Source organism: Leptospira haakeii, from assembly GCF_002812045.1.
Classification (GTDB): Bacteria; Spirochaetota; Leptospiria; order Leptospirales; family Leptospiraceae; genus Leptospira_B; species Leptospira_B haakeii.
Map to the genome: position 1 here is coordinate 14063 of NZ_NPEG01000021.1, position 22615 is coordinate 36677.

Annotated in this window: 22 protein-coding genes; 13 read left to right on the top strand and 9 right to left on the bottom strand. The window is 39.6% G+C overall.

The genetic code is table 11. The features are described 5' to 3' along the window. The first annotated feature begins 55 nt into the window (after positions 1-55). The 3 genes from truA to CH377_RS18710 are packed head-to-tail and all read left to right on the top strand — an operon-like array spanning position 56 to position 2963. Complete coding sequence (gene truA / locus CH377_RS18700; protein ID WP_100725256.1) at positions 56-883, top strand: tRNA pseudouridine(38-40) synthase TruA; 828 nt, start codon at positions 56-58, stop codon at positions 881-883. Continuing rightward, positions 880-1701, top strand: coding sequence for a hypothetical protein (locus tag CH377_RS18705; protein ID WP_100725257.1), 822 nt, complete (start codon positions 880-882; stop codon positions 1699-1701). Before truA ends, CH377_RS18705 begins: the two co-directional genes overlap by 4 nt. Next, positions 1698-2963, top strand: coding sequence for an LIC11270 family surface protein (locus tag CH377_RS18710; RefSeq protein WP_100725258.1), 1266 nt, complete (start codon positions 1698-1700; stop codon positions 2961-2963). Before CH377_RS18705 ends, CH377_RS18710 begins: the two co-directional genes overlap by 4 nt. On the opposite strand, the gene CH377_RS18715 is transcribed toward CH377_RS18710, so the two are convergent. Genes CH377_RS18715 through CH377_RS18730 form a run of 4 tightly spaced genes read right to left on the bottom strand, consistent with a single transcriptional unit; the run spans position 2960 to position 7355 of the window. Further along, positions 2960-3955 carry an adenosine kinase gene (locus CH377_RS18715; RefSeq protein WP_100725259.1) on the bottom strand — a complete coding sequence of 332 codons (996 nt, stop codon included), beginning with the start codon at positions 3953-3955 and terminating at the stop codon, positions 2960-2962. The genes CH377_RS18710 and CH377_RS18715 overlap by 4 nt on opposite strands. A gap of 36 nt (positions 3956-3991) precedes the next feature. Continuing rightward, positions 3992-4900, bottom strand: coding sequence for a 50S ribosomal protein L11 methyltransferase (locus tag CH377_RS18720; protein WP_100725260.1), 909 nt, complete (start codon positions 4898-4900; stop codon positions 3992-3994). Continuing rightward, on the bottom strand, positions 4897-5679 hold the full coding sequence (locus tag CH377_RS18725; RefSeq protein ID WP_100725261.1) for a PrsW family glutamic-type intramembrane protease: 783 nt from the start codon (positions 5677-5679) through the stop codon (positions 4897-4899). The genes CH377_RS18720 and CH377_RS18725 overlap by 4 nt, the downstream gene beginning before the upstream one ends. Next, entirely contained in the window at positions 5676-7355 is a 1680-nt protein-coding gene (locus CH377_RS18730; protein WP_100725277.1) for a TonB C-terminal domain-containing protein, read from the bottom strand. Before CH377_RS18730 ends, CH377_RS18725 begins: the two co-directional genes overlap by 4 nt. A gap of 114 nt (positions 7356-7469) precedes the next feature. Here CH377_RS18730 and CH377_RS18735 point away from each other — a divergent pair, with 114 nt between their 5' ends. Then, complete coding sequence (locus tag CH377_RS18735) at positions 7470-8867, top strand: glycine--tRNA ligase (protein WP_100725262.1); 1398 nt, start codon at positions 7470-7472, stop codon at positions 8865-8867. On the opposite strand, the gene CH377_RS18740 is transcribed toward CH377_RS18735, so the two are convergent. Next, a complete protein-coding gene (locus CH377_RS18740; RefSeq protein ID WP_100725263.1) occupies positions 8868-9689 on the bottom strand; it encodes a hypothetical protein in 822 nt (273 codons plus the stop codon). A 128-nt stretch (positions 9690-9817) separates the two neighbouring features. Here CH377_RS18740 and CH377_RS18745 point away from each other — a divergent pair, with 128 nt between their 5' ends. Next, positions 9818-10300 carry a GNAT family N-acetyltransferase gene (locus tag CH377_RS18745; protein WP_165780488.1) on the top strand — a complete coding sequence of 161 codons (483 nt, stop codon included), beginning with the start codon at positions 9818-9820 and terminating at the stop codon, positions 10298-10300. A gap of 291 nt (positions 10301-10591) precedes the next feature. Here the strand turns inward: CH377_RS18745 and CH377_RS18750 are convergent, their stop codons facing one another. Then, the gene (locus CH377_RS18750; RefSeq protein WP_100725264.1) at positions 10592-12706 is read right to left on the bottom strand and encodes a sodium-translocating pyrophosphatase; all 2115 of its coding nucleotides are present in this window, start codon (positions 12704-12706) and stop codon (positions 10592-10594) included. A 101-nt stretch (positions 12707-12807) separates the two neighbouring features. Between CH377_RS18750 and CH377_RS18755 the strand changes: the two genes are divergently transcribed. Beyond that, positions 12808-13989: a hypothetical protein gene (locus CH377_RS18755; protein ID WP_100725265.1), complete on the top strand. Its 1182-nt coding sequence runs from the start codon at positions 12808-12810 to the stop codon at positions 13987-13989. Between the two features lie 79 nt (positions 13990-14068). Beyond that, positions 14069-14707, top strand: coding sequence for a hypothetical protein (locus CH377_RS18760; protein WP_100725266.1), 639 nt, complete (start codon positions 14069-14071; stop codon positions 14705-14707). Position 14708: 1 nt separating this feature from the next. Here the strand turns inward: CH377_RS18760 and CH377_RS18765 are convergent, their stop codons facing one another. Both CH377_RS18765 and CH377_RS18770 read right to left on the bottom strand, forming a co-directional pair. After that, the gene (locus CH377_RS18765) at positions 14709-15845 is read right to left on the bottom strand and encodes a hypothetical protein (protein ID WP_207797634.1); all 1137 of its coding nucleotides are present in this window, start codon (positions 15843-15845) and stop codon (positions 14709-14711) included. Between the two features lie 163 nt (positions 15846-16008). Then, positions 16009-16335: a TRL domain-containing protein gene (locus CH377_RS18770; RefSeq protein WP_100725268.1), complete on the bottom strand. Its 327-nt coding sequence runs from the start codon at positions 16333-16335 to the stop codon at positions 16009-16011. A gap of 487 nt (positions 16336-16822) precedes the next feature. On the opposite strand from CH377_RS18770, the gene CH377_RS18780 reads away from it, so the two are divergent. The 4 genes from CH377_RS18780 (at position 16823) to CH377_RS18795 (ending at position 20759) form a co-directional block, all read left to right on the top strand. Continuing rightward, positions 16823-17320: a DUF3015 family protein gene (locus CH377_RS18780; RefSeq protein WP_100725270.1), complete on the top strand. Its 498-nt coding sequence runs from the start codon at positions 16823-16825 to the stop codon at positions 17318-17320. A gap of 11 nt (positions 17321-17331) precedes the next feature. After that, positions 17332-17811, top strand: coding sequence for a DUF3015 family protein (locus tag CH377_RS18785; RefSeq protein WP_100725271.1), 480 nt, complete (start codon positions 17332-17334; stop codon positions 17809-17811). A gap of 73 nt (positions 17812-17884) precedes the next feature. Then, entirely contained in the window at positions 17885-19921 is a 2037-nt protein-coding gene (locus tag CH377_RS18790; protein WP_100725272.1) for an Lnb N-terminal periplasmic domain-containing protein, read from the top strand. Then, positions 19887-20759: an alpha/beta hydrolase gene (locus tag CH377_RS18795; RefSeq protein WP_100725273.1), complete on the top strand. Its 873-nt coding sequence runs from the start codon at positions 19887-19889 to the stop codon at positions 20757-20759. The genes CH377_RS18790 and CH377_RS18795 overlap by 35 nt, the downstream gene beginning before the upstream one ends. Here the strand turns inward: CH377_RS18795 and CH377_RS18800 are convergent. Beyond that, positions 20756-21295: a hypothetical protein gene (locus CH377_RS18800; RefSeq protein WP_100725274.1), complete on the bottom strand. Its 540-nt coding sequence runs from the start codon at positions 21293-21295 to the stop codon at positions 20756-20758. The two genes, CH377_RS18795 and CH377_RS18800, sit on opposite strands and share 4 nt — an antisense overlap. Here CH377_RS18800 and CH377_RS18805 point away from each other — a divergent pair. Together CH377_RS18805 and CH377_RS18810 are read left to right on the top strand one after the other, a co-directional pair. After that, positions 21294-21737 (top strand): hypothetical protein, encoded by a 444-nt coding sequence (locus CH377_RS18805; RefSeq protein ID WP_100725275.1) that lies wholly within the window; start codon positions 21294-21296, stop codon positions 21735-21737. The two genes, CH377_RS18800 and CH377_RS18805, sit on opposite strands and share 2 nt — an antisense overlap. A gap of 3 nt (positions 21738-21740) precedes the next feature. Further along, a partial coding sequence (locus tag CH377_RS18810; protein WP_100725276.1) for a class I SAM-dependent RNA methyltransferase occupies positions 21741-22615 on the top strand: 875 nt, incomplete at its 3' end.

Genomic DNA, 22615 nt, shown 5'->3' on the forward strand with positions numbered 1-22615 from the left:
GACGTCTCTACCTTCTCCTCCTAGTTGGTATTTCATCCCAATCTCGCTCTAGACTATGACAGAAGATCCTAGAAACTATGCCTTACTGATCGAATTCGATGGTGGATGTTTTTTCGGATACCAAAGCCAGAAACAATCTCCCACAGTTCAGGAAGAAATAGAGAAGGCTCTAGAAATCCTTCTAAAAAAACAAACTAGAATCTGGGGAGCCGGAAGAACGGATACAGGCGTCCATGCCAGGGGAATGATCGTAAATTTTAAGACAGATTCCCCTATTCCAAATCTGTCGAAGTTCCTACTCGGAATAAATGCACTCACCGACCGAGGTCTGGCTATACATGAGATCACAGAAGTTCCTCTGAATTTCAATTCTCAGTTTTCCTGTACCGCAAGAGAATACGAATACCTTTTAGTAAACGCAAGGTTCCCAAGGCCGGTTTGGAAAAACAGAGCATTCTGGTACCAACATCGGATTGACGTTTCCCGCTTAAGAGAAGAACTGGAACTACTAAAGGGAGAGCATGACTTTAGAAGTCTGGCAAAAGCCACTTCGATGCGGAACCGTAGGACCACTACTCGGGTCATTTATGATGCGAGCCTTTTAGAAAGTGAAGAAGAGCCCGGACTTCTTCGCTTACGGATCAAGGCAAACGGTTTCCTCCATAATATGGTCCGGATCCTGACCGGAACACTTTTTGAAATAGCGATAGAGAAGCGCAAAGAGACGAATATATTGAAAATACTTTCTTCCAAAGATAGAACCATAGCAGGGATTACCCTCCCCCCTTACGGATTGTATTTTCTAAAAGCGTACTACGATTCTTTTCCAGAGATAGATCGAATGTACCAAAACAGAAAAGAATTCGGCGGGGTTCCTAGATGAAAAAACTCCTGCCGATCGCATTTTTACTTTTTCCTTGGGCACAAACATTCGCTTATCCGGACCAAGTGGATAATAAGGCTGTAAAATATATGGGAGGAAACCCTGTTTCTCCTCCTATGGATTTTAATAAGATAGGGAATAGTTTTAAGAATGGGGAATTGATCCTGGCACAAGCAGGTGGAAATCTACCTTCTTCCGGACTTTCTCGCTCTGATAAAAAAGACGGCACCGATGACGAAGAAGTAGAAGAAGAACTTCCTGCATTCTATGATAATAGAAAGGCTGAAATAGGAGCCTGGGTTGGCGCTTCTAACCCTTTCCCTGGATCGGAAGCTCAGAAATATTTGGATACCACTTTGGGTGGTGGATTCTTCTATAGAATTCCTTGGCCCTGGATTTTTTATGTAGAAGTAGGAGCTTCCTATTCCAACTATTTGTCCAGATCGGAAAGAGCACTCACTACTATCCCGGTATATTCCGCTATCTGTTATAAACTTCCTTTCGAACTTCCAATCACATTTATGGTGAAGGCAGGATTCGGAGAAACATATGTGGTTGCAAGGCCTGCGAATACTTCTCGCTGGGACAATACACTATACGCAGGATTTGAGGCAAGTTTCGTAGCAGGAAAAAAACTACGGATCGGTATTCGACTGGATTATAATAAAATTTATGAATCGGATTTAAATTCACCTGCGGAAACAAAATATCCTTATGTAGGTCCTACTGTGGATTCCAGGTTGAGTAACCCGTATTATTACAATAAAGTGGATACGGAATTTTTCCATTTCGGTTTAATGGTGAGCGTATTCTTATGATTTCCAAAGTGAATCGTCTTCTATGTCTTTCTTCCTTTTTGTTAATATTCTTTTCGGATTGTAAGGTGGGACATTGGGAAGGAAACGCAACTGATAACCCTGTAATTAGTACCCTTTTCAATAATAGAATGTTACTTCTAATGAAAGGTACTTACGCCACTGATAGTCCCTTAGAATTTTCAGAATATAATAATGGAACTGGAAATGTTTACGAAGATTCCTCCGGAGATCCTACTTTCAATCTAGCAGGTCTTCCTAAGATGGCAAACCTACCTATCTTCATCGATATAGGTGAGATACGTATTTCTTCTAAATACCAAGACGGTTTAAATAATCTTTCTCAGATCAGAACCGTTGCGGCCGCAAAAGCATTCTGGGATAATATTGCTCCTAATAGAGAAGTTTATTGTACACAACCATATACATTGAATGCGAATACTTGCCGGTCCCTGAATGGCGAATTCAAAATGGTCCAGTTCTTAAATGGAGAAGGAGCCGAATTCCCTTCTAACGATCCTACTTCCGGAACGAACTCGGGACTTGCGAGCCAGTATTATTATACGGGAACTTATATCCGTTCATTAGTTACCGGTTGGGGAAATGCCCCTGGTGTAGACCTGACAAAGGTAACCTTCTTTGATAACTATGGCGTTTATGGATTTAATGTGGTCCCAAGACTTGCTTATTCCGCAGGAACTACGGATAAATCCGGTTATCCATTAGTATTCCCTCTACTCTATTCAGCACAACCTGGAGAAGCGGACATGGATTTTAAACCTGGATATGAGCCTTATATTTTCGAAGTTAGAATGAACCTTAAGGAAAATCTAATGGTTCACTCCATCAAGGCCGCAGACGGAAGTACTGCTGCAACTTTGATCTCTATCAGCGATTGGAAAGTGAACCATGCGGGCCAGTCCGATATGGGTGGAGGGATTTTATCCAGATCCAGGACAATTTATCCAAGTGGCGCTTCTTCTTTGGCGATCACTGGTGGATCCGGGAATTTAACTCATTATTTTGCAGTTTTTAGAGAGAATGAAACTGATATTCTTACAAAACTTCCATTAGCAGCGACTCCTGCAAGAAATGGAACATCCAAGATGAAATACATCAATCCTGGAACTCATAAATTATATTGTCTGGCTGATACCGGAAACCTGGACGGCTTTCCGGATACGATCGTAGGAACTCCGCTCACATTTGCCGTTCCGGAGAACGGAAATATGAGCACGATCTCTTTATCTTATTCTTGTCCTTAAACTTTTCCTAATATTTCTTCCTGTCTTCCCATAAGTCTGACAGAAAGTCTAGGTCCGATCTCTTGTACGATCCTGGATGCAACGTAATTTCCCCATCTTGCTGCATTCTCAGGTGAAAATCCGTGCGTAAGTCCATAGAGCACACCTGCAGCAAAACAGTCCCCTGCTCCAGTAGTGTCCAATAAATTCTGAGCCGGGAATCCGCCTATATGGCTGATAGTCCCATTTACGGAAACGAATGCTCCGTTAGAACCGTCAGTCATCATTACGTTCTTACAAATAGAAGAGATAAATTTTAAAGCGTCTTCTTTGGATTCAGTAGCGGCCAGTGCTTTTGCCTCTTCTGCATTACAAAAAACTAAATCACAATATTCCTTAGTGAGCCTTAAAAAATCCTCCCTAGAACGGTTTACGCAGAACGGATCGCTAAAAGTAAATGCCACCTTTACTCCAGCTTTTTTGGATTCTTCCATTGCAAGAAGACAAGCTTCCTTAGTGGAAGGTCCGTCCCAAAGATATCCTTCTACATAACTATAAGAAGAAACTTTCAGTTTTTCCAGATCCAGATCTTGTTTGGTTAACGTGGAAGAAATCCCTAAATGAGTGAGCATTGTTCTTTCGGCATCAGGAGTTGTGAGGATTACGCAGGTTCCGGTATGTCCTTCTTTGGAAGGAGGAACTTCGAATAAGATCCCGGCCTTCTCCATATCTTGTTTATAAAATTCTCCGTAAGTGTCCTCACTTACCTTTCCGGTATAAGTTCCGGTCCCTCCGGAATTTGCGAGTGCGATCATTGTATTTGCAGCACTTCCACCTGATCTTAATTCTTTTTTATGTCCGTCTAAAGCGGTAAGAACTCCACCCTGCACTTCTGCGTCCACCAGGGTCATGATCCCTTTGTTCCAGCCCATTTTTTGCAAAAAAGAATCTTCGGTAGGGATTAGAATATCCACAAGTGCGTTCCCTATTCCGAATACGTCGTAATGTTTCATTTTTTCTCCGATATTAAATATTAGTAAAACGTTATACTATTTGCGGGCCCATTCTATCAGTTCCCATCCGTTCCAGGAGGTTTCATATAATAATTTACCTCCTACTTGGGAAGATAGAAGTTCCAGGAATTCTTCTTTTCTTTCCGTGATCACACCGCTGAATAAAAAATGATCCGTATGAAGTCCTGCGATCTTTTCCATATTCGCTTTTAATACGGCGAATGTGATATTAGCCACGCATAGATCGAATGTTTCGGAGTTAATCTTAGGGTGATCGAATCCGCCCTCTTCCACCACTAAAACTTCTGGAGAGATCCCATTCTCGTCCCTATTAAATGTAGAAGAACGTACTGCATTCGGATCTATATCTACTGCGATTATTTTAGATACATTTAATTTTGCTGCTGCCACAGACAGGATCCCCGAACCCGCACCAATATCTGCGACCTTCTTTCCTTTCAGATCGATGGAGCCGAGCCTGGACAAAACCAAACGAGTGGTCTCATGATGTCCAGTTCCGAAAGCAAGTCCAGGGTTGATATACACTGGAACGGAAGTCTCTTGTTCAGACTTTTTGTTTTTCTCCCAATCTTCTTTTTCCCAGGTAGGCACTACCCAGAAAACTCCGACTGAAAACGGTTTATAAAATTCCTTATAAGCTTCTTCGTATTCTTTTGTTTCTATCCATCTGGATTCTGCAAAAGAATTTTCTGGGGCAACTGTTTGTAGATAGATCCAAATTTTTGCTTCCGATTGAACATCATCTTCCGCCAGATAAACTCTGATAGGAGTGTTATCTGAGATAATTTCCTCGCCCGGTTTCCTAGGTTCTTCTCTATCAAATAGGATCTCGTAATATCCTGCTACCTGCCATTCGTCAAGGTATGCTGAAAATTCTTCCGCAAAATCTTTCGGAATGGAAACTCTGATCTCTTTGTATTTCAACGGATTATCTCTGGAACCGATCGGGGAATTTCTTCCGCTGGAGGCTTCTCTTTCTGTATTTTATAAATTTCTTCTTCTTTCATGTATACTCTTCTGTCTTTCACGATCCAGACCCAGATCCCCACGAAGAGCGCTGTCGCTGCCCAATGCCCGAATCTTCCAACTGGGATCACGAAGAAGTCGAATAGTCCATGCTGGACTACCGCTAACAAAAATCCGGAAAGAATGTACCAATACTTCTCAGGGAACCGTCTTCTATTACTTTTGATCAGACAAAGTGCAAAACAAAGATTGATGAGCAAATGTGCGTTCGAAGATTTTAATGTCCTTAAAATGAAGGTATGGATCCTATCATCTTCTTTCGCAGTTAAAATATAATGATAATTTTCTATTCCGGCAAAACCTAATGCTATAAATCCGCCCACTAAGAATGTTTCCGGAAGAAATTCCTTCTTCTTCCAATCATACGCTAAGATTAGAGATAACGAAACGATCAATATAGATTTACAGAATTCTTCCATCATTCCAGCTTTTACGAATGCAAGAAATGCAGTTTGAGAAAGAATCGATTTTGCTACCTTAGCTTTGATCTCTGTTTCAGGCCAGATCCAAGCGCTTGCCCTAAGAACCAACTCAGTGGAGATCCAACCTAAAAGTAGCGCGAAAAATATTATAAAAAAGAAACGTTTTTCTCTGCCGGTATTAGGCTGGGTATAGATAAGATAAAATCCCCAAGGAAAAATACTTCCGATTGCAAGAAGAATTACTTCTGAACTCATAATTCCTCCATATAACGACCGTCGAACATATTCACCAGTTCTTGCTGTAAAGGAGTTGGCATTGCCTTAGCATCCAAAGGCCCATTCCAGAAAAGTTCCGTTACCCTGATATAACCTTTTGTCCCAGGAGGAGGCATCATTGGAGATAAATTCTCAATCAGTTCTAATGTCCTTTGGTCCTGTTCCGGATAAGGTGAATTTTGTACAAGTTCCACATCTACAACTTCTCCATCCGGAGTGATCGTGTAAGCTACAACACATGAATAATTTCTTGGAGCACTTCTCCAATAATCCATAAAGGATTCGAAGGTTCTCATCTTCGCGGAGATATAATTTGAATAAGTAGGAGGAAGTTTTTTACCTTTGATCTTCTTAACTTCACCCTTTATTCTCCCCTCGTCCGAAGGTTTTTCTTCAGGGATTTTCTCACCTTGATTGCTATTAGGCGTATCCGTTCCGGTGATGACGCCACCATTCAATCCTTTCACTTCGTCAGGAAGATTCGGATCTATAAAATAGAATTCAGCATGATTTTCAGGCGTAAAATGATCGGTCGGACGAGATTTACTTTCTTTTTGGAAAGCAATAGTGGTCGGCATGAGTAAAATCAAACAGATCACTATTAAGTGAACAAGAACACTTAATCCAAGATTGTTCTCAAAACCTGGGCTTAAACCCAAAAGAGGCGTTTTGGAATGGAAGGACCTTCGTAATAACCATCCTGAAAACACATTAACTAAAACTAATGTAGTTAGGATAGCTGACCAAATCCAAAAAGAAGAAGCTACTTCAAAAAACTTTTTATCAGAAAGCCCAGGTTTTAAGCCTAAACTCGCAAGAAAGCGAATCCCTAAAGCAGGTTCCCACCAAGAAAAGAAGAATGTAGCAAATAATAATAAACCGAGCAGATACACAAACAGGATTGGAAATCCTTTCCACAAACGTCCTGTATAGATATGGCCCCAACCCGCTAAGATCGCATCTCTCACTTTTGCATTCTTACGTTTTCTGGCAGAAGCAGGCAAATCCCCTTCTTCTTTTGCAAATGAATCCTTAGTTTGCCTTACGAACCAGGCCCAAGGTCTCTTAAATAAGAAGAATGGCCTTTTGCCTGATAGAAGTTCCGCAAGTCCGACTGCGGTAAAGAAGAAGATCCAAACACTTTCCGAAAAGACCGCAAACGTTGCCATCTTTGTTCGGAATGGATCTGAATATGTTAAATAATGAGTGAATAATATTAAACAACCGACAGTTAGAAAAACCAGGACCGGATTTAAGATAAGAGGTCTCGGATCTTCCGGTTTTAAACTTTTTCGGATATGTTTTGCCTGTAGAAAAAAAACAGCCAGGCCTAAGAAAAACATCAGAGTTAGAACAAGGAATCCGGATGAGCTAGGCTCCTCCGAACTGAGTAGAACAAATAATGAAAATATCTCTTCCGCTTTTGGAAAAATTAAAAATAGAAGTTCTAAAGAAAATAAAAACAACCCAAGAACGACTTGTAGAAAAACGGAATGGAATGCCGGTCTAAGGACCCTATCCTCTTTGGGAAATAGGAAGATAACTCCCAGAGGAAAAAAAATCCCGAACCCTATTATGGAAATGGGAGAGGTCCAAGAGAGAAAATTGATCCCCCAAAAGACTAATTTTTCCTTCTGCGAAATTTCCTTTTTCATTCCGAATATCCTTGTCCATTGGACCCTAGCTTGTTCCGGAAGCAAACAAGAATTGAAGGAATTCCTACGAATTTAATACTTTATCACGAATCCTATTCGAGAATCCTTGGACCTATGGAGAAAAAAGAAACCCTAGATTCCTCTCTCAAGGATATTGTATCCGTTTGTAAAAGAAGAGGATTTGTTTATCCCGGATCCGAAATTTACGGAGGACTTTCCAATACCTTCGACTATGGCCCTTACGGAGCCGAACTTCTCCATAACTTAAAAAGACTCTGGTGGAAACATTTTGTACACTTGAGAGAAGACGTTGTCGGATTAGATTCTTCTATCCTTCTTAACCCGAAAGTATGGGAAGCATCCGGACACGTTTCTAATTTTAACGACCCACTCATCGATTGTAAAAATTGTAAAACTCGTATCAGAGCGGATAAATTTTTGGAAGATCAAAAAGGAGAAGGAGCCGCCACAGGATTGACCTTGGAAAAAATGAACGAGGTCATTAAGGCAGGAAACTTTGCCTGCCCTAATTGTGGTAATAGAGGAACATTCACCGAAGCAAGAGACTTCAACCTAATGTTCAAAACTTCTCATGGAGCTTCCGCAGAAGATTCTCAGGATATTTATCTTCGCCCGGAAACTGCCCAAGGTATTTTTATCAATTTTAAGAACGTCATCTCAACGACCAGGAACAAGATCCCATTCGGGATTGCTCAGATAGGAAAATCATTCCGAAATGAGATCATGGCAAGACAGTTCGTATTCCGCACCAGAGAATTTGAACAAATGGAGATGGAATTTTTCTGCGAGCCAGGAACTCAAAAAGAATGGTTCTCTCATTGGGTGGATTATTGCCTTAAATTCTTAACGGATCATGTTGGTTTAAGAAAAGAAAACCTGAAGATCAGAGAACATGAAAAGGAAGAACTTTCCTTTTACAGTGAAGCTACTTCCGATATCGAATACAAGTATGGATTCGGATGGGGAGAACTTTGGGGAATCGCTTCCAGAACTGATTACGATCTTTCCCAACATGAAAAATTCTCCGGAGAAGATCTAAAATACCAAGACCAGGCAGCAAATAAAAAGTATGTGCCTTATGTAGTAGAACCGGCGCTTGGTTTAAATAGATTATTCTTAGCAGTTGTTTCTGATGCTTACGCGGAAGAAAAATTAGCGGATGGAGAAACAAGAACAGTTCTTCGTTTTGCTCCTCAGGTGGCTCCAGTTAAGATCGGGATTTTCCCTCTTATGAAAAAAGATGGGCTTCCGGAACTTGCAAAATCGATTTATTCAAACCTATCTTCTTTAGGGAATTTAGAATACGACGAAGGTGGTGCTATCGGAAAAAGATACCGCAGACAAGATGAGATCGGAACCCCATATTGTATCACGGTAGATTATGATTCTTTAACTGATAAATCCGTTACTGTAAGAGAAAGAGATAGTATGTCCCAAGAAAGAGTCTCTATCGATTCCCTGAAGTCTTATTTTGCAAATAAACTACTTTAATCAAGGATTGTAGTTTCGAATATCGTCTCTACATTCTTGTCCAAAGATCAAAGGACTTACTGGGTTAAAAGCTTCCACCTTAGTTTCGCTTAAGGCCCAGAACATTCCGCAAGATTGGTTCGTACAATGATTTCCGTGATCCTTGTCTTGGTGAGAAGAATATAAAGGAATCCCTGCATTAACCAATCCGAGTGCATGTCCAAGCTCATGGGTCAATGTCATTTGTTCTGCCTTCTTCGCTTTATCAGGTAAAGCAATATTATTATTAAACTGCTCTATCATATCCTTGAATACAAAGATGACAGGAGGTCCAATTCCTAGAACTCCTGAAATTGTCACCGCAATCACACCGGGCGCATCTACCAACTGTCCTCGTACATACACGATAAAAAAACTAGTAGATTGGTAATTGGAAGATTTCTTTCTATATCTAGGCACCAAATCCAAAAGTTGATTCACACTCCAAGTGGATCTATTTTGATCTGGGATCTCGGTCATTTCGGATAAATCGCTCGGCACAGTGATTGCAACAGAATAACTTCTGTCTGCAAAAACATCCTGCATATTACTATCGGTCACGTTCCAAATATTGGAACCTCCAACCGTATAATTCCCAGTAAAAGGTTCCGCAGCAGTTTCATAAGCAACTTCTAAATCAAGGGATCTGACTGAGGAAAAATAAACGGAAGAACGATCCGGGTCCGTTAGAATGAGATAATCCAAAGCGATATATCCCAAAACTGCAGGCGGTAAATCTGTTTTACCGTTTTCACAATTAATAAGTGAGAAGAAGGATAGAATTATAAGTGCTCGAAAGATCATTTTCCCTTCGTATTGATAACAACCGGAATCGTTTCTTTTTTTATTTATTAAAAAAAAGAAGAAAAACTTATCTTCTCTTTTATAAAAAATACTCCACAAACTCCGGTCATTTGCAAAGTTTTATTTTAATGTCTGAGAAACTTTTGGAGATAAGACCGATCCTCCCCCAAAATAGGGAGGCCGCAATTGAATTGGTAAATCAATTTTTTAGAATGGTTAATAAACTCCCTTTAGATGGAATATTTAAGATCCGTCCTAGAGCCGCCGCCAAAATGGTGGATATCTATTTAAAACTCAGGGCAACAGACAAAGTGTTATTTATCGGCGGATTCATAGAAGAAGAACTTGTCTCACTTCTAATCGCAAGAGTGGAAGAAAAACCATATCTCATCGAGGAAAAGAACTTATTCATAGACCTGGCAATCACCAAACAAGGCAAAAGAAAATCAGGTTATATGAAACCACTCGTAGACGAAACATTTCGTTACGCGAAAGAAAAAGGTATCTTAGCTATAGAATTAAGAGCCATTTCCGAAAACGAAGGAGCCGTCCAATTCTGGAAGAAGATGGGATTCGATCCATTCTATGTGAGATTTAGAAAGTCTGTGTAAGAGTCACAGAGTTCTAAAGAGACTCAGAGTTAAGTTCACACAGAGACGCGAAGGCACAGAGAATTTATTAAATATGTCGGAACTCCAACATGAGCAAAGATTACCCCCACCCTGCATCGGGATTTGGGGGGAGTGGCTCGTGGGAGAGCGCATTTTCCTTATCACAAAATCCGACTTCTGTCAATAAAATCCTACTCTTCAAATCTATGTAGGAATTCCAACATCAGAGCTCTAAAATAAAAAAGAGACCCTTTCGGATCCCTTTTTCAATATTAGAATTTTAGAAAATTCTTATTGGAATAAGCGAAGCAATAATCCGCCGTGTTGAACGAAGAATTCAGCAAACACTAAGCTTGTGATCGCCATCAATTTGATCAAAATATTGATAGAAGGACCGGAAGTATCTTTTAAAGGATCTCCTACGGTATCTCCCACAACTGCTGCTTTGTGTTGGTCTGAACCTTTTCCACCTGCAGCTTTTTCGATATATTTTTTAGCGTTATCCCAGCCACCACCGGAGTTTGCAGAAGAGATTGCAAGAACCACACCAGCTACCAATGCTCCAGCTAAAACACCGGACAAAGACTTAATACCGAACAAGTAACCTACTACAATCGGAGTTAAAAGAACTAAAAGTCCAGGAAGGATCATTTCTCTTAAAGCTGCAGTGGTGGAAATATCCACACATCTTTTATAATCAGGTTTAGCTTTTCCTTCCATGATCCCAGGGATCTCACGGAATTGTTTTCTAACTTCTTCTACCATATCTACAGCAGCTTTACCTACCGATTTCATAGTCATTGCAGTGAAAACGAATGGAAGCATAGCTCCGAAAAGTAATCCGCCGAAAACTTCCGCGTCCAAGATATCCAGACCGGTAGTTTTAGTTCTTGTAATGAAAGCAGCAAACAATGCCAAGGAAGTAAGAGCAGCAGATCCAATCGCAAATCCTTTTCCGATAGCAGCAGTAGTGTTACCAGCTGCATCTAAGGTATCTGTACGATTACGAACTTCTTTTCCGAGTTCCGCCATCTCAGCGATACCACCAGCGTTATCCGAAACCGGACCGTAAGCGTCGATGGTCAAACCGATAGCGATAGTCGAGATCATTCCGAGAGCAGCAATTGCGATCCCGTACATTCCGGCCAAAATATTCGCAGTAACGATTGTGATAACGAGAAGGATCACAGGAACCACAGAACTTTGGTAACCTAATGCAAGTCCGTAGATGATGTTTGTAGCGGCTCCGGTTTTAGAAGCGTCTACAACTTCTCTTACAGGTTTATAAGAATGAGAAGTATAATACTCAGTGATCAAACCGATGAACATACCGGAGAACAGACCCACGATCAATGAAATGTATACATTCCATTTACCGATTGTTTTACCAGCGATCTCGAATAAATCCACCATGTATTTATCAGTTACAAAATACATGATCGCACCAACGATCAGAGTAGAAACCCAAAGTTGGATTTTTAGGACCTTCTCCACATTTCCTCCTTCTTTCACAGAAGCGATGAAGGAAGTCAAAAGAGAAGCAGGGATCCCGAAAGCGGAAATCAAAAGTGGATATAAAAGAGCGTCAGTATTTCCAGAAAGAGCAGTTGCAGTTGCACCGATCACAAGAGCAGCACAAGTAGCCTCAGCACAGGAACCAAAAAGGTCAGCACCCATACCTGCAACGTCACCTACGTTATCTCCCACGTTATCAGCGATAGTCGCAGGGTTTCTAGGATCATCCTCAGGGATTCCCTTCTCTACTTTACCTACTAAGTCAGCACCAACGTCAGCAGCCTTAGTGTAAATCCCGCCCCCCACTCTTCCGAAAAGAGCAACAGCAGAACCACCTAGACCGAAACCAGCCAGAGCTTCCATAAGGAAAAGAGTTCCTACGTTTTGGAATAAATGAGTATAAAGTTGGAAAAGCCCGATCATACCGGAAACTGCAAGACCAACCAGCCCGAATCCCATCACCCCGCAAGAAGAAAACGCGACTCTGAAAGCCTTGGTCATGGAAGTTTTAGCTGCTTGAGCAGTACGAACGTTTCCGATCGTTGCGATCTTCATTCCGATAAAACCGGAAAGACAGGAGATTAGTGCTCCTGATACGAAAGCGATCGCAGTAAACAACCCGTCGTTAAAATCCGGAGTTTCCGGATTGTCCAAAAGGAAGAAGATCAGAACTGCCATAAAGGCGATAAAAAGAGAGATGGTCTTGTATTCTCTTATGAGAAAAGCCATAGCTCCTTCGGAGATTGCGGAAGAAATTTCGATCAATTTCTTGGATTCTTGGTCTTTTCCGCCCTCAGTTCCGATTTGGATCCTGGTGACCTTTAATGCGTAAACAACGGCGGTCAAAATAGCCAGGAAGGCAAAAGCCAGAATAATGGTTACCGAATTCATTCAGGGAAACCTCTTGTTTTTTTTTAAAATTTCCGATGGATTAAAAAGATGGGAACTGTGTTTGCCAAAGTTAAGGAGAAGACCGCAGAGGGCTGCCACCGATGAGACGTACACTTTCCATTTGGTTCTTTTTAGTTATTTGCACTATAAAATCGGTCCTGGCCTTGAGTTCAACCTTTTCTTGGGAAGAGCTGATCCAGCAGGCATCAGAAGAGGCTTTAAGAGGAAGATACCAACAAGCGTTAGAAAAATTACAGATCGCTGACGAAACCGGAGAACCCAGAGACTTCCGTTACTATTGGATTTTAGGAAAATCCCAAAAAGGAAAGGGAGAAGAATTAGAAGCACTCAAAAGTTACGAAACGAGCCTTAGATTAAATCCGGACCAAACCAAATTATTGGAAGAAATGACGGATCTGTACGATTCACTTAGATTCCCAGACAAGGCACTAAACACTGCTCGGGTAATATTATCCAGAGATCCTGAAAATAGAAATCTCAGATACAAGGCGTTATTATGGGCATCTCGTATCGGAGACATCGAATATTATAAAGCAACTTTAAAAGAATTAGAATCTTCCAACCCATACTTAGCGGAAGAACAAGCTCTATTAGATGAGATCTCAGGTTTCCAAAAATCGGGAAAAATAGAAGACTCCATTGCAAGATGTAAAAGATTCCTCCCCTTCTTTCCCAGAAATAAAAATCTACATAGACTTTGTATCTTATCTTATAAATCCAAAGATTCCAATCTATATGAAGAAGGATTACTACAAAGAGCAAATATCTTTAGGGACGAACCAATCTTTCATCATATCTTAAGTATGGAATATTTGGACCAGAGAAGGTTCGTAGAATCTGCGGCGTTAGCAAGAAGAGCACTTTTACTTTCTCTCAGAAAAAATCTTTTTCCGGATAAAGACTACCTTCTTCCTTTAAGAAGATATTATATACAAATCGGATCCGATTCCGGGATCTTAGGCACAGAACTTTTAGAAGAGATCATCCGCACAAAAAAAAGTCCGAGTATAGACGAATGGAATGTACTACTCAAACATTCTTCTTTCAGTTGGGAAGTATTAGCATTCGCACTCAGATCTGTCGCGGAAACAGAACCGGAAGAATCCGCACTTATCATTTCTAAAGAATGGAAAGACATGTATAAAAATCTAAAAGTTGCGGAACTGGAGAAGGATCTTTCCAGATATGCAGGGCCTTATAGTTTAGACAAAACTTTTCAATTCTATTTGGAAACAGGTTATTCTCTCGCAGAAATGGAATAAGTTCCCTCTAATAAAATCCTTGCCTCTTTAACCGGTATGTTTTCAATCATTTCTGTATCTAAAAAGACACGTAACTTGTATGAAAAAAATCCCCTTCCTATTATTGTTTCTCCATTTTTTTTACGGATGTATCATTAGCTACAGCGACTTTCCTAAAAAGGAAAAAACTTCCCAGCCAAAGATCTATTTCAGTGTAGAGGATCCGAAAAATTGGAATGAAAGAAGAAAAGAATTCTTAAAAAGAGGATGGAAAGAATTAGAATTGGATCGTTTTCCAAATAAAGATAAGGATCGTATTCATTTTTTGATTAGCAGATTTCCAGGTTTAAGCACCCAAGAACCTGAAGTGAGAAAGGCGCTCAGCGCAAAAGGTTGGAAAGAAATAGAAAATTATCCTCCCGAAAAAGGATATTATATAGATATGAAATCTTCTCAAAAAGATCCTTCTTTGGGTGCAATGATCTTTTTGTATTTGTCCTATGCTACTTTTACAATCACTCCCTCTTATAGTGGAAAAGACGGTGCAAATATTATATTTACAGTATATAAGGACAATACTGTAATAAAAACCTTTGAATACGAGCTCACAAGAAAAGCATTTGTTTGGATACTTACATTGCCAGTTTTTTGGTTAAATTATATGTTTCCTAGTGAAATGGAAGCTTACCAAGCAATAATAGACCAGTTCGAGTCGGATCTATACTCTTCTAAGTTATAATTTAAGGTGAAGGAGCCTTAGGATCTAAAAGATATTCTATCATAGCTAGTATCCTTTCCGGAGGCATAGGCCTGGTAAAATAATGATCATTTCGAAAGGAAGGATAGACCAGACTTCCAGGATGGATAGAATCAGATAAAAGAATAATCCCATCATTCGGACCGTAATTCATTAAAAAATTATAATACGGCCTGGCTCTTTCCGTAACATGACGGAATAGCGGAACTCCTACCAAATTGATCATTTTAATACCACTGGGAAGTTTCCAATCTCTATCTAAAGGAGCGTCTTTCCCTTTTCGGATAGATAAAAATCCATCCCAATCATAACCCTTGAAGAAAAAATAACTTCTCACTTCGAGCTTGGTCCAAAAATCGCCGAGGATCCCTTCTATCATCCTAGAACCTTTTAAGATCCCGCCTATACTATACCAACCCTTAACCCTTTTAAAATAGGGTTCATTCCCACATCGTTCGATTGCTATCCTAAAATCGGAGGAACCTTTACTAGGAGAAGCGATGATTACAGTTTCTTCCGGGTTTGAAACTTCTAAATATTCACAGATGATCTTTGCATTTTCACGCACGTCGCCAACTTGTCCGATTGGGATCAAATCGGAACGAATTCCTACAGAAGCCACCATCTTACGAATAGATGCACCATCGGCTCCTACACTTGGATTGTCCGCATAGAACATTCCAGGCACCATTACGAGTACGATCTTTTTGGAAGAAAAATCTGGACGTTTCTCGGAAAATTCCTTCTCCTTACTATCCAAATATTCTAAGAACTTTTTATTCTTTGGATCGTTAATGATCCTATGATAAAAAATCGCAGCGCCCTTATCTATGTCCTCAGTCTCTTCTGAAACTTTTAATAAATTTTCCTCAGTTAATTTATCCAATGAGTTTAATTCAGGATAGGACTTGGAAGCCCAATCCAAGTAAGCCTTTTCATCCTCGCAAAGATTTTTAACTCTATACGCAGGAGTATCGCAGGAAACTTTTTTCATTTCCGGATTTGTATCCGAAACCTTCAGATCCCCATCCGCTCTTCCGCTGCAAAAGTTTGAAAAAACGAATATAAAAAATAATAAGAATACTTCAGAACGCCAAGCGATCATATTTTGGGATTTCATCTAAGAAGGAAATACGAAGGGAGGAAATTTAGGAAATAGAAAAAAGGCCGCATAAAATTAAAATTTACGCGACCCTTAAAAACCGTTTCCCCTATTAGATCCGAATGGATCAAATCGGAAACAATTCGATAGATTTGTTCGTTAGAAACGAACTAAGAGATGATTAATCTCCGTAAGCTATCGTACAGTTGGAAACGTAAACGGATCCAAGAACGTTGGATCTGTTGAAATCAATAGATTTAACTACTTTGATCCCACCTTTTTTAGCAGCAGCTTTAATACCTGCGTCACCGGTTGCGATCAGCATTAAAACGGAAGATGCACAAGCTTCTCCAGATTTTTCACCGATTCCATCTTTTTGAGAGTTGTCTCTATTGAAGATGGTCGCGTTGTCGGTTACGTTAGTGTATAAAGATCCGTAAACGAAAGGAACACAATTGGTTACGGAAACCAATACTAACGCAGCAGCTAATAACATGATTTTTCTCATTGAATCTATCTCCGTGTTGCTATATTACTTTTTTGTTTATTTTCGCTTAGTTTTGCGTGATGTTTAGATCCGAAAATTTTTCGGCAAGAATAAAAATCATAAGAATGGAAACGTCATACCTTCTTCGAAAAGTCTTAGTAGGTAAAAACTCAAGAGAGGATCATCTTTTTGAGAAGATTCGAGTCAAGATTTAAAAAAAGAAAAATAACAAAAAAACTACAAACATAGTATTCCAAATGGGAGGCAAAAATCATATAAAAAGTTTTATCCGAACTTTCCGCAAATACGGACATAGGCTTCGAAAAATTTTTCCGATTATCCGCGATTTTGCGACTAAACAAACCACAGTGCAAAAAATTCTTTCCAAAGAGAAAACTTTTTCCGTTATCACGAAGGCCAATCTTGCCTTTTCTTTAATTCTGGTTGACATATCCCATTTGAAGGAATTTTATATTTTCCGATTAAAAAAGGAAGGAGTGGTTCATTTATGAAAAAGGAACTTCTATCGATAGGATTAGTCGGTTTACTCTGCTTGTCCTCGGGAATTTCAGTCACTGCCGCAGACTATGGTGTAGCTGGTTGCGGGCTTGGATCTTTGATTTTTAAGGAAAATAAAGGCGGCCAGCAACTTTTAGCGGCTACCACAAATGGTCTTGTCTCAGGTAACCAAACTTTCGGGATCACTACTGGAACTTTGGGATGTGCTACTGATGGACTAGTCCATAAAGAAAAAGTACAAGAAGTATTCGTTTCCCTTAATTTCAATTCTTTGGAAGTTGAAATGGCAAAAGGAAAAGGAGAAAAATTAGAAGCACTTTCAGGACTTCTAGGCTGCTCTACAAACGGAACTGTACAATTGGGAGAATACACTAAGTCTAATTTCGATGTATTATATACCCAAGAAACCACTCCTTCTTCTTTACTCAGCGCGGTAAAAGACGGGATCAGAAAAGACGCAGCACTCTCTAAGAGTTGCAAAATTTAAGGAGATAACTCATGAAAAGAATATTAGCAGTATCTCTATTTTTCGCTTTAGTAGCTTCTCCACTTTACGTAGCTTCCGCTAAACACGGCGCTGCAGGATGTGGTCTTGGTTCTATCGTAATCACTGAGAACAAAAAAGTTCACCAAGTGATTGCAGCAACAGTAAACGGAACTCTTGGAAACCAAACTTTCGGAATTTCCACAGGAACTTTGGGATGTGAGACCAGCGGCTTTACTCAAAAACAAGCTGAACAACAGATCTTCGTTCACATGAACTTCCAATCCTTGGAGCAAGAATTTGCAAAAGGTTCCGGTGAAAAAATGGAAGCTTTCGCTTCTTTAATGGGTTGTTCCGATATGGGAACTTTCGGAAAAGTAGGAAAAGAAAAATTCTCCGCACTTTTCGACCAAAACACTCCGGATTCCTTTTTGGAAAAAATGAGATTCGAAGTAGCAAACAACTCCGCACTAGTCGGAAGTTGCAAAATCTGATCACACCTTTTAAATAAGGTCCAATTCCCTTCTCCGAAAGGAGAAGGGAATATTCATTAATCTAAGACCCTAAGTGCCAGTTAAGTCCTATTCTCTTTTTATAATATTCATTCTACTTTCTATCTCCGGGACTTTTAGCTCCGCTCATGCGACTGGCACGGAAAAGATCCAGGAATATCAAAAATTGGCAGAGACCAAAAAACTATGGGAAGATAGATACTGGATCCTTCTATTACATTATACTAAAACCACATTCGGGAATTGGGTAAGCGAGGCTGACTCTTCTTCCTTTTTTCTTTCCGGAGAAGGACGAAAAAATCCGAAAGAAGAACTACTCCACTCAATCCAGGCATTTATGACCGAGGCATCCGCTCCTCCAGGAGAAGAAAACTGGATGCATCCAGTATGCAAATTTCCTGAAAGAAAAAGATGGATCCAAGAAAAACTTTCCATCCAGGATACCGATTTTGCAAAGGTAGATTGTGTTAGATTCGAAAAATGGTTTGCAACTTTGAATCCGAAAGGTGCAAAGATCATATTCGCTTCTTATTATATGAATGCACCTGCTTCTATCTTTGGTCACACTCTATTAAAAATAGATTCAGGAGATCCGAATCGAAAAGAAATTTTGGAATATTCAGTGAATTACGCTGCTAATGCGGATCCAGAATCCACAAACGCGATCGTGTATTCTATTTTAGGTTTATTCGGCGGATACCCAGGTACATTCTCCTTATATCCATATTATGTTAAAATAGCGGAATATAATGATATTGAAAGTAGAGATCTTTGGGAATACGAGCTGGATCTAAAAGAGGAAGAAGTTAGAAGGATGGCAAGGCATCTTTGGGAATTGGGAGCCGCCACATTCGATTATTATTTTTTGGACGAAAACTGTTCTTACCATTTATTTTCTTTGATAGAAGTAGCAAGACCAAGCCTTCATCTTAGAGATAAGGCTCCTTTTGTGATCCCCGGAGATACTGTTAAAAAATATATGGAACAGGAAGGTCTTGTAAAAGATATCAAATACAGACCTTCTCTACATAGCAAAATTATCCAAAAACTCAGAAAGATGAATGAGGACGAAAGGGGTATTTACGAAAACGTAATGAAAAATGGAAATATCTCTTTTTTGATAAACAAAGAACCTGACCCTAAGATCAGGACTTCCTTTCTTTCGGATACGATCTTAGATTCTTTTCGTTACAAAAAGTCAGAAGGAGATTCTCCTAAAGAGTGGGACCAAACTTACAAACAATTACTTTTGTTCAGGAGTAAACTCACCGACAACTATGAAGATTCCGGATATTCTGCCGTCACCCAAAGCCCTCATGTTGGTCATGGAAGCTCCGCATTGTATAATGAGATCGGAACTTCCAACCTCGGAAATTTTTTAGGTTTCGGTTATAGGGCCGCAGTCCATGATCTTTTGAATACGGACCAAGGTTATATTCCGAATTCCTCCGTGGATTATTTTTCTTTCAAGGCAAGATATTACCAGGATTCCAAAAAACTTCATCTGGAAGAATTTCATCTTATCCGACTTCTTTCTTTAACCCCATATAATTCATTGGGTCGTTCTGTTTCTTATTTTGTGGATTCAGGAGCTGATTCTTCCGTATACAAAAACAAGGGAAATGAAGAAGATCGAAAACTTTTAGAATGGCAGGCAATCCTTCGGCCGGAAGATTTATCATATACGCTTTATAGATTGGATGATATCTCTAGATCGGAAAAATATGAAAGAGTCACAAATGCAAATATTGAAACAACCTTAGGTTATAGTTTTCAGGACCAATTTTCAGAAGGACCAAAACGTTTTTTATTCTCCGCTCAGGCGGGAGCAAAAGTAAGGTATAACGGTAAGTATGATACGAATGCGGTTGTAGCACCTCAAATCGCAGCATATTGGATCGCTAATTTTGATTCTTTCAAGGCTGTGCTTTCTTTGCATTATTATACTTTTTCGATATACGGAGTCCCGGATGATTACAAGGCACAATTAGGATTCCGTTATGCGATCCACGCCAATCATGAATTGAGATTAGAGGCAAAAGCCCAAAGGAATTATAATGAAGCCAGCTTCTCCTATGTGTATCAATTTTAAATATATTCTTTCCATTCTTGTTTTCCTATTCTTTGGCAATTGTTCCTCCATGTTATTTTACCCCACGAGAGAAATGTATATCCCTCCCGAAAAAATGGGATTTCAACCTGAAAAAATTTCTCTCCAAATGAAAGATGGGACAAATATCAAAGTTTGGATCTTCAAACCTTCTAAAGTAAAAGCTAAAGCAAGTATCCTTCAGTTCCATGGAAACGGGGACAATATGTCCAGCCACTATATCAGCCTTGTTTGGTTGGTAGAAAAAGGTTATGAATTAGTAATCTGGGACTATCGGGGTTACGGAGCTTCCGATGGAGAAGCCGAGAAGGAACCTATATTAGAAGATTCTAAAGAAGTCCTAAAATTCCAACAAAATAGGGCGAAAGAACTTGGAATTCCTTGGATCGTTTACGGGCAAAGTATGGGGGGAGCACTCGCAATAAGATCGGTCGGAGAAATGCAAAACAAAGAAGGGCTTATACTTGTAGTAGGCGATGGCACTTTTGCATATTATTCTCATGTAGCTAAAACGGTAGCAGAGAGGGTGTTTTTCTTTCCTATAGGACAGTTAGTCGGATTTTTCTTCTCTGATCATCTAAGTCCCGGAGAAGTAGCGGATCAAATTTCTCCAGTAAAACTTTTGGTAGTTCATGGAACGGAAGACCAGATCGTTTCTTATCCGAATGGGATGGAACTTTTTCAGAAAGCAAAAGATCCTAAAATTTTCTGGGAAATCAAAGGTGGAGGTCACTTAGATTGGATGGAAATAGGAAGGTCTAAAGGTGCAAAAAATTTCCTAAAATTTCTGGATGAACTGATCTCTCATTGGACTCCTTAGTTTTCTTTTGGAATCCAATACATTCTTTTACCTTCTAATAAAAATCTTAGCGCGTCTTCCTGTTTGGATTCTTGGATGAATATTTCGGGCAAGGAGAAGTTCCCTGTATTATAAAGATCTATTGATAAGAAAGTAATCTTACCTTCTTTTGCAAAAAATACTTTTTCAAAATCCCTACATTTCAGCGCATAAACTCCGGGAGCTAATTCCAAAATTTTATATTCTCCTGAATCCAATCCAAAGTTTTGGAATGATACTCGATTCCCTCCTTTGAAAGTTCCCGGATATTTATACAATTCCACAGAAAAGGAGAATAAGGACTGAGCCTGTCTCTGTGGTCTTAGCACATACAAAAGTGCCTTGTCTTCTTTTACTTTTTTAAGTTGGTCGAACCTTTGAGTGTTTGTGCAAAAAGTTAACCCTGAAACCAGACAAATAAAAAGTAAGAAGATTCTAAAGTAGACGGTGCTTTGAAAAAATCTGGTAGCTCCTTGGGCTCTCCGGTTAAAATTGACCTTAATTCGAGGATTTTTCATGAAAATTGAGTTCACACCCGAGCAGTACGAAACCTTACTAAAATCCACCGCGATCTCCAGTTGGATGATCAATGCTTTTAATGAAGGTGACGAGGAATTAAATTCCTATGCCGAACTCGAGCAATACATACTTTCCTTTGCAAAAGATTTTGGGAAGCAGGAATTCGTGGACTATGATGCCGCGGATAATGTCTACTTCCCCACTCGCAAATTCGAGGACCAAACCGATATATTCGATATCATCTCCGATTATGATAATGAATTATTCTGGGACGAACTAATTCATAGAATGGCAAGAAGAGATTTCCTACAAGAGTATGGAGAAACCGGTGTGGCTTCTATGGCGATCGAAGAAAGGATCGAAAAAGAAGCTCCTTATATCAGCAAATACGAAGAGATTTTCACCAACCAAGGCTTGGAGAATATAGACATTCGTCCTTAATTCATGTTTGATCAGGAACCTTTCGGAGTTTTAGAAATTGAAAACCTTCTGCCCAACCTAAGAGGGGAAGGTACATTAGGAAAAAGAAAAATAGAAATCCCGTATTCTCTTCCGGGAGACGTATACGATGTATACAAATTCGGAAAAAGAAAGGTTTTTTATAAATGGAACCCTACTCATTTAGAAGAAAGATCTTCTTCTCCTCGATGTCCGAGTTTTGGAGAATGTGGTGGATGTTCAGGTCAACACCTACCCTATCCTGACCAATTTACATTAACATCAGAACCAATCCTAAAAGCATTAGAAAATTTTAATCCAGTAAACAAAGGCACATCTCCTGCCGAGTCTTCTTACTCTTATCGAAACCGTATGGACTTTGCAGTTTTTCCGGGACGAGTGGTTGGACTAAGAATGTCAGGAAATTTTAGAAGGATCGTACAAATAGAAAACTGCTCCATCCAAACAGAATGGGCAAACTCAGAAATGCCTTTGTTCCGAAAACTTTTGGAATGTTTCCCTGAATTGGAATACGATCGCAAAAAAGAAACCGGTTATCTTAAATATCTGACTCTTCGTAAATCAGTCTTCAATGATGATTCAATGAGTATTCTTACATTCACAGAAGACTTCAAGAATGAAGATCTGATGAATCAAGTGGCTGAAAAAGCGAAAGAGATATTGAGCGCAAAAAATATAGTATTCTGTTTTAACCGCAAAAAAGGAGAAATTTCTGCCTCAGGCGAAGCGATTGCTATTAGAGGAAATATTTATTTGATAGAAGAGATCTGGGGTAAAAAATTTAAAATTCCTTTTGATGGATTCTTCCAGCCGAATCCTAAAGAGTTTATTAAAATTTTAGAATTTATTAAATCTAAGAT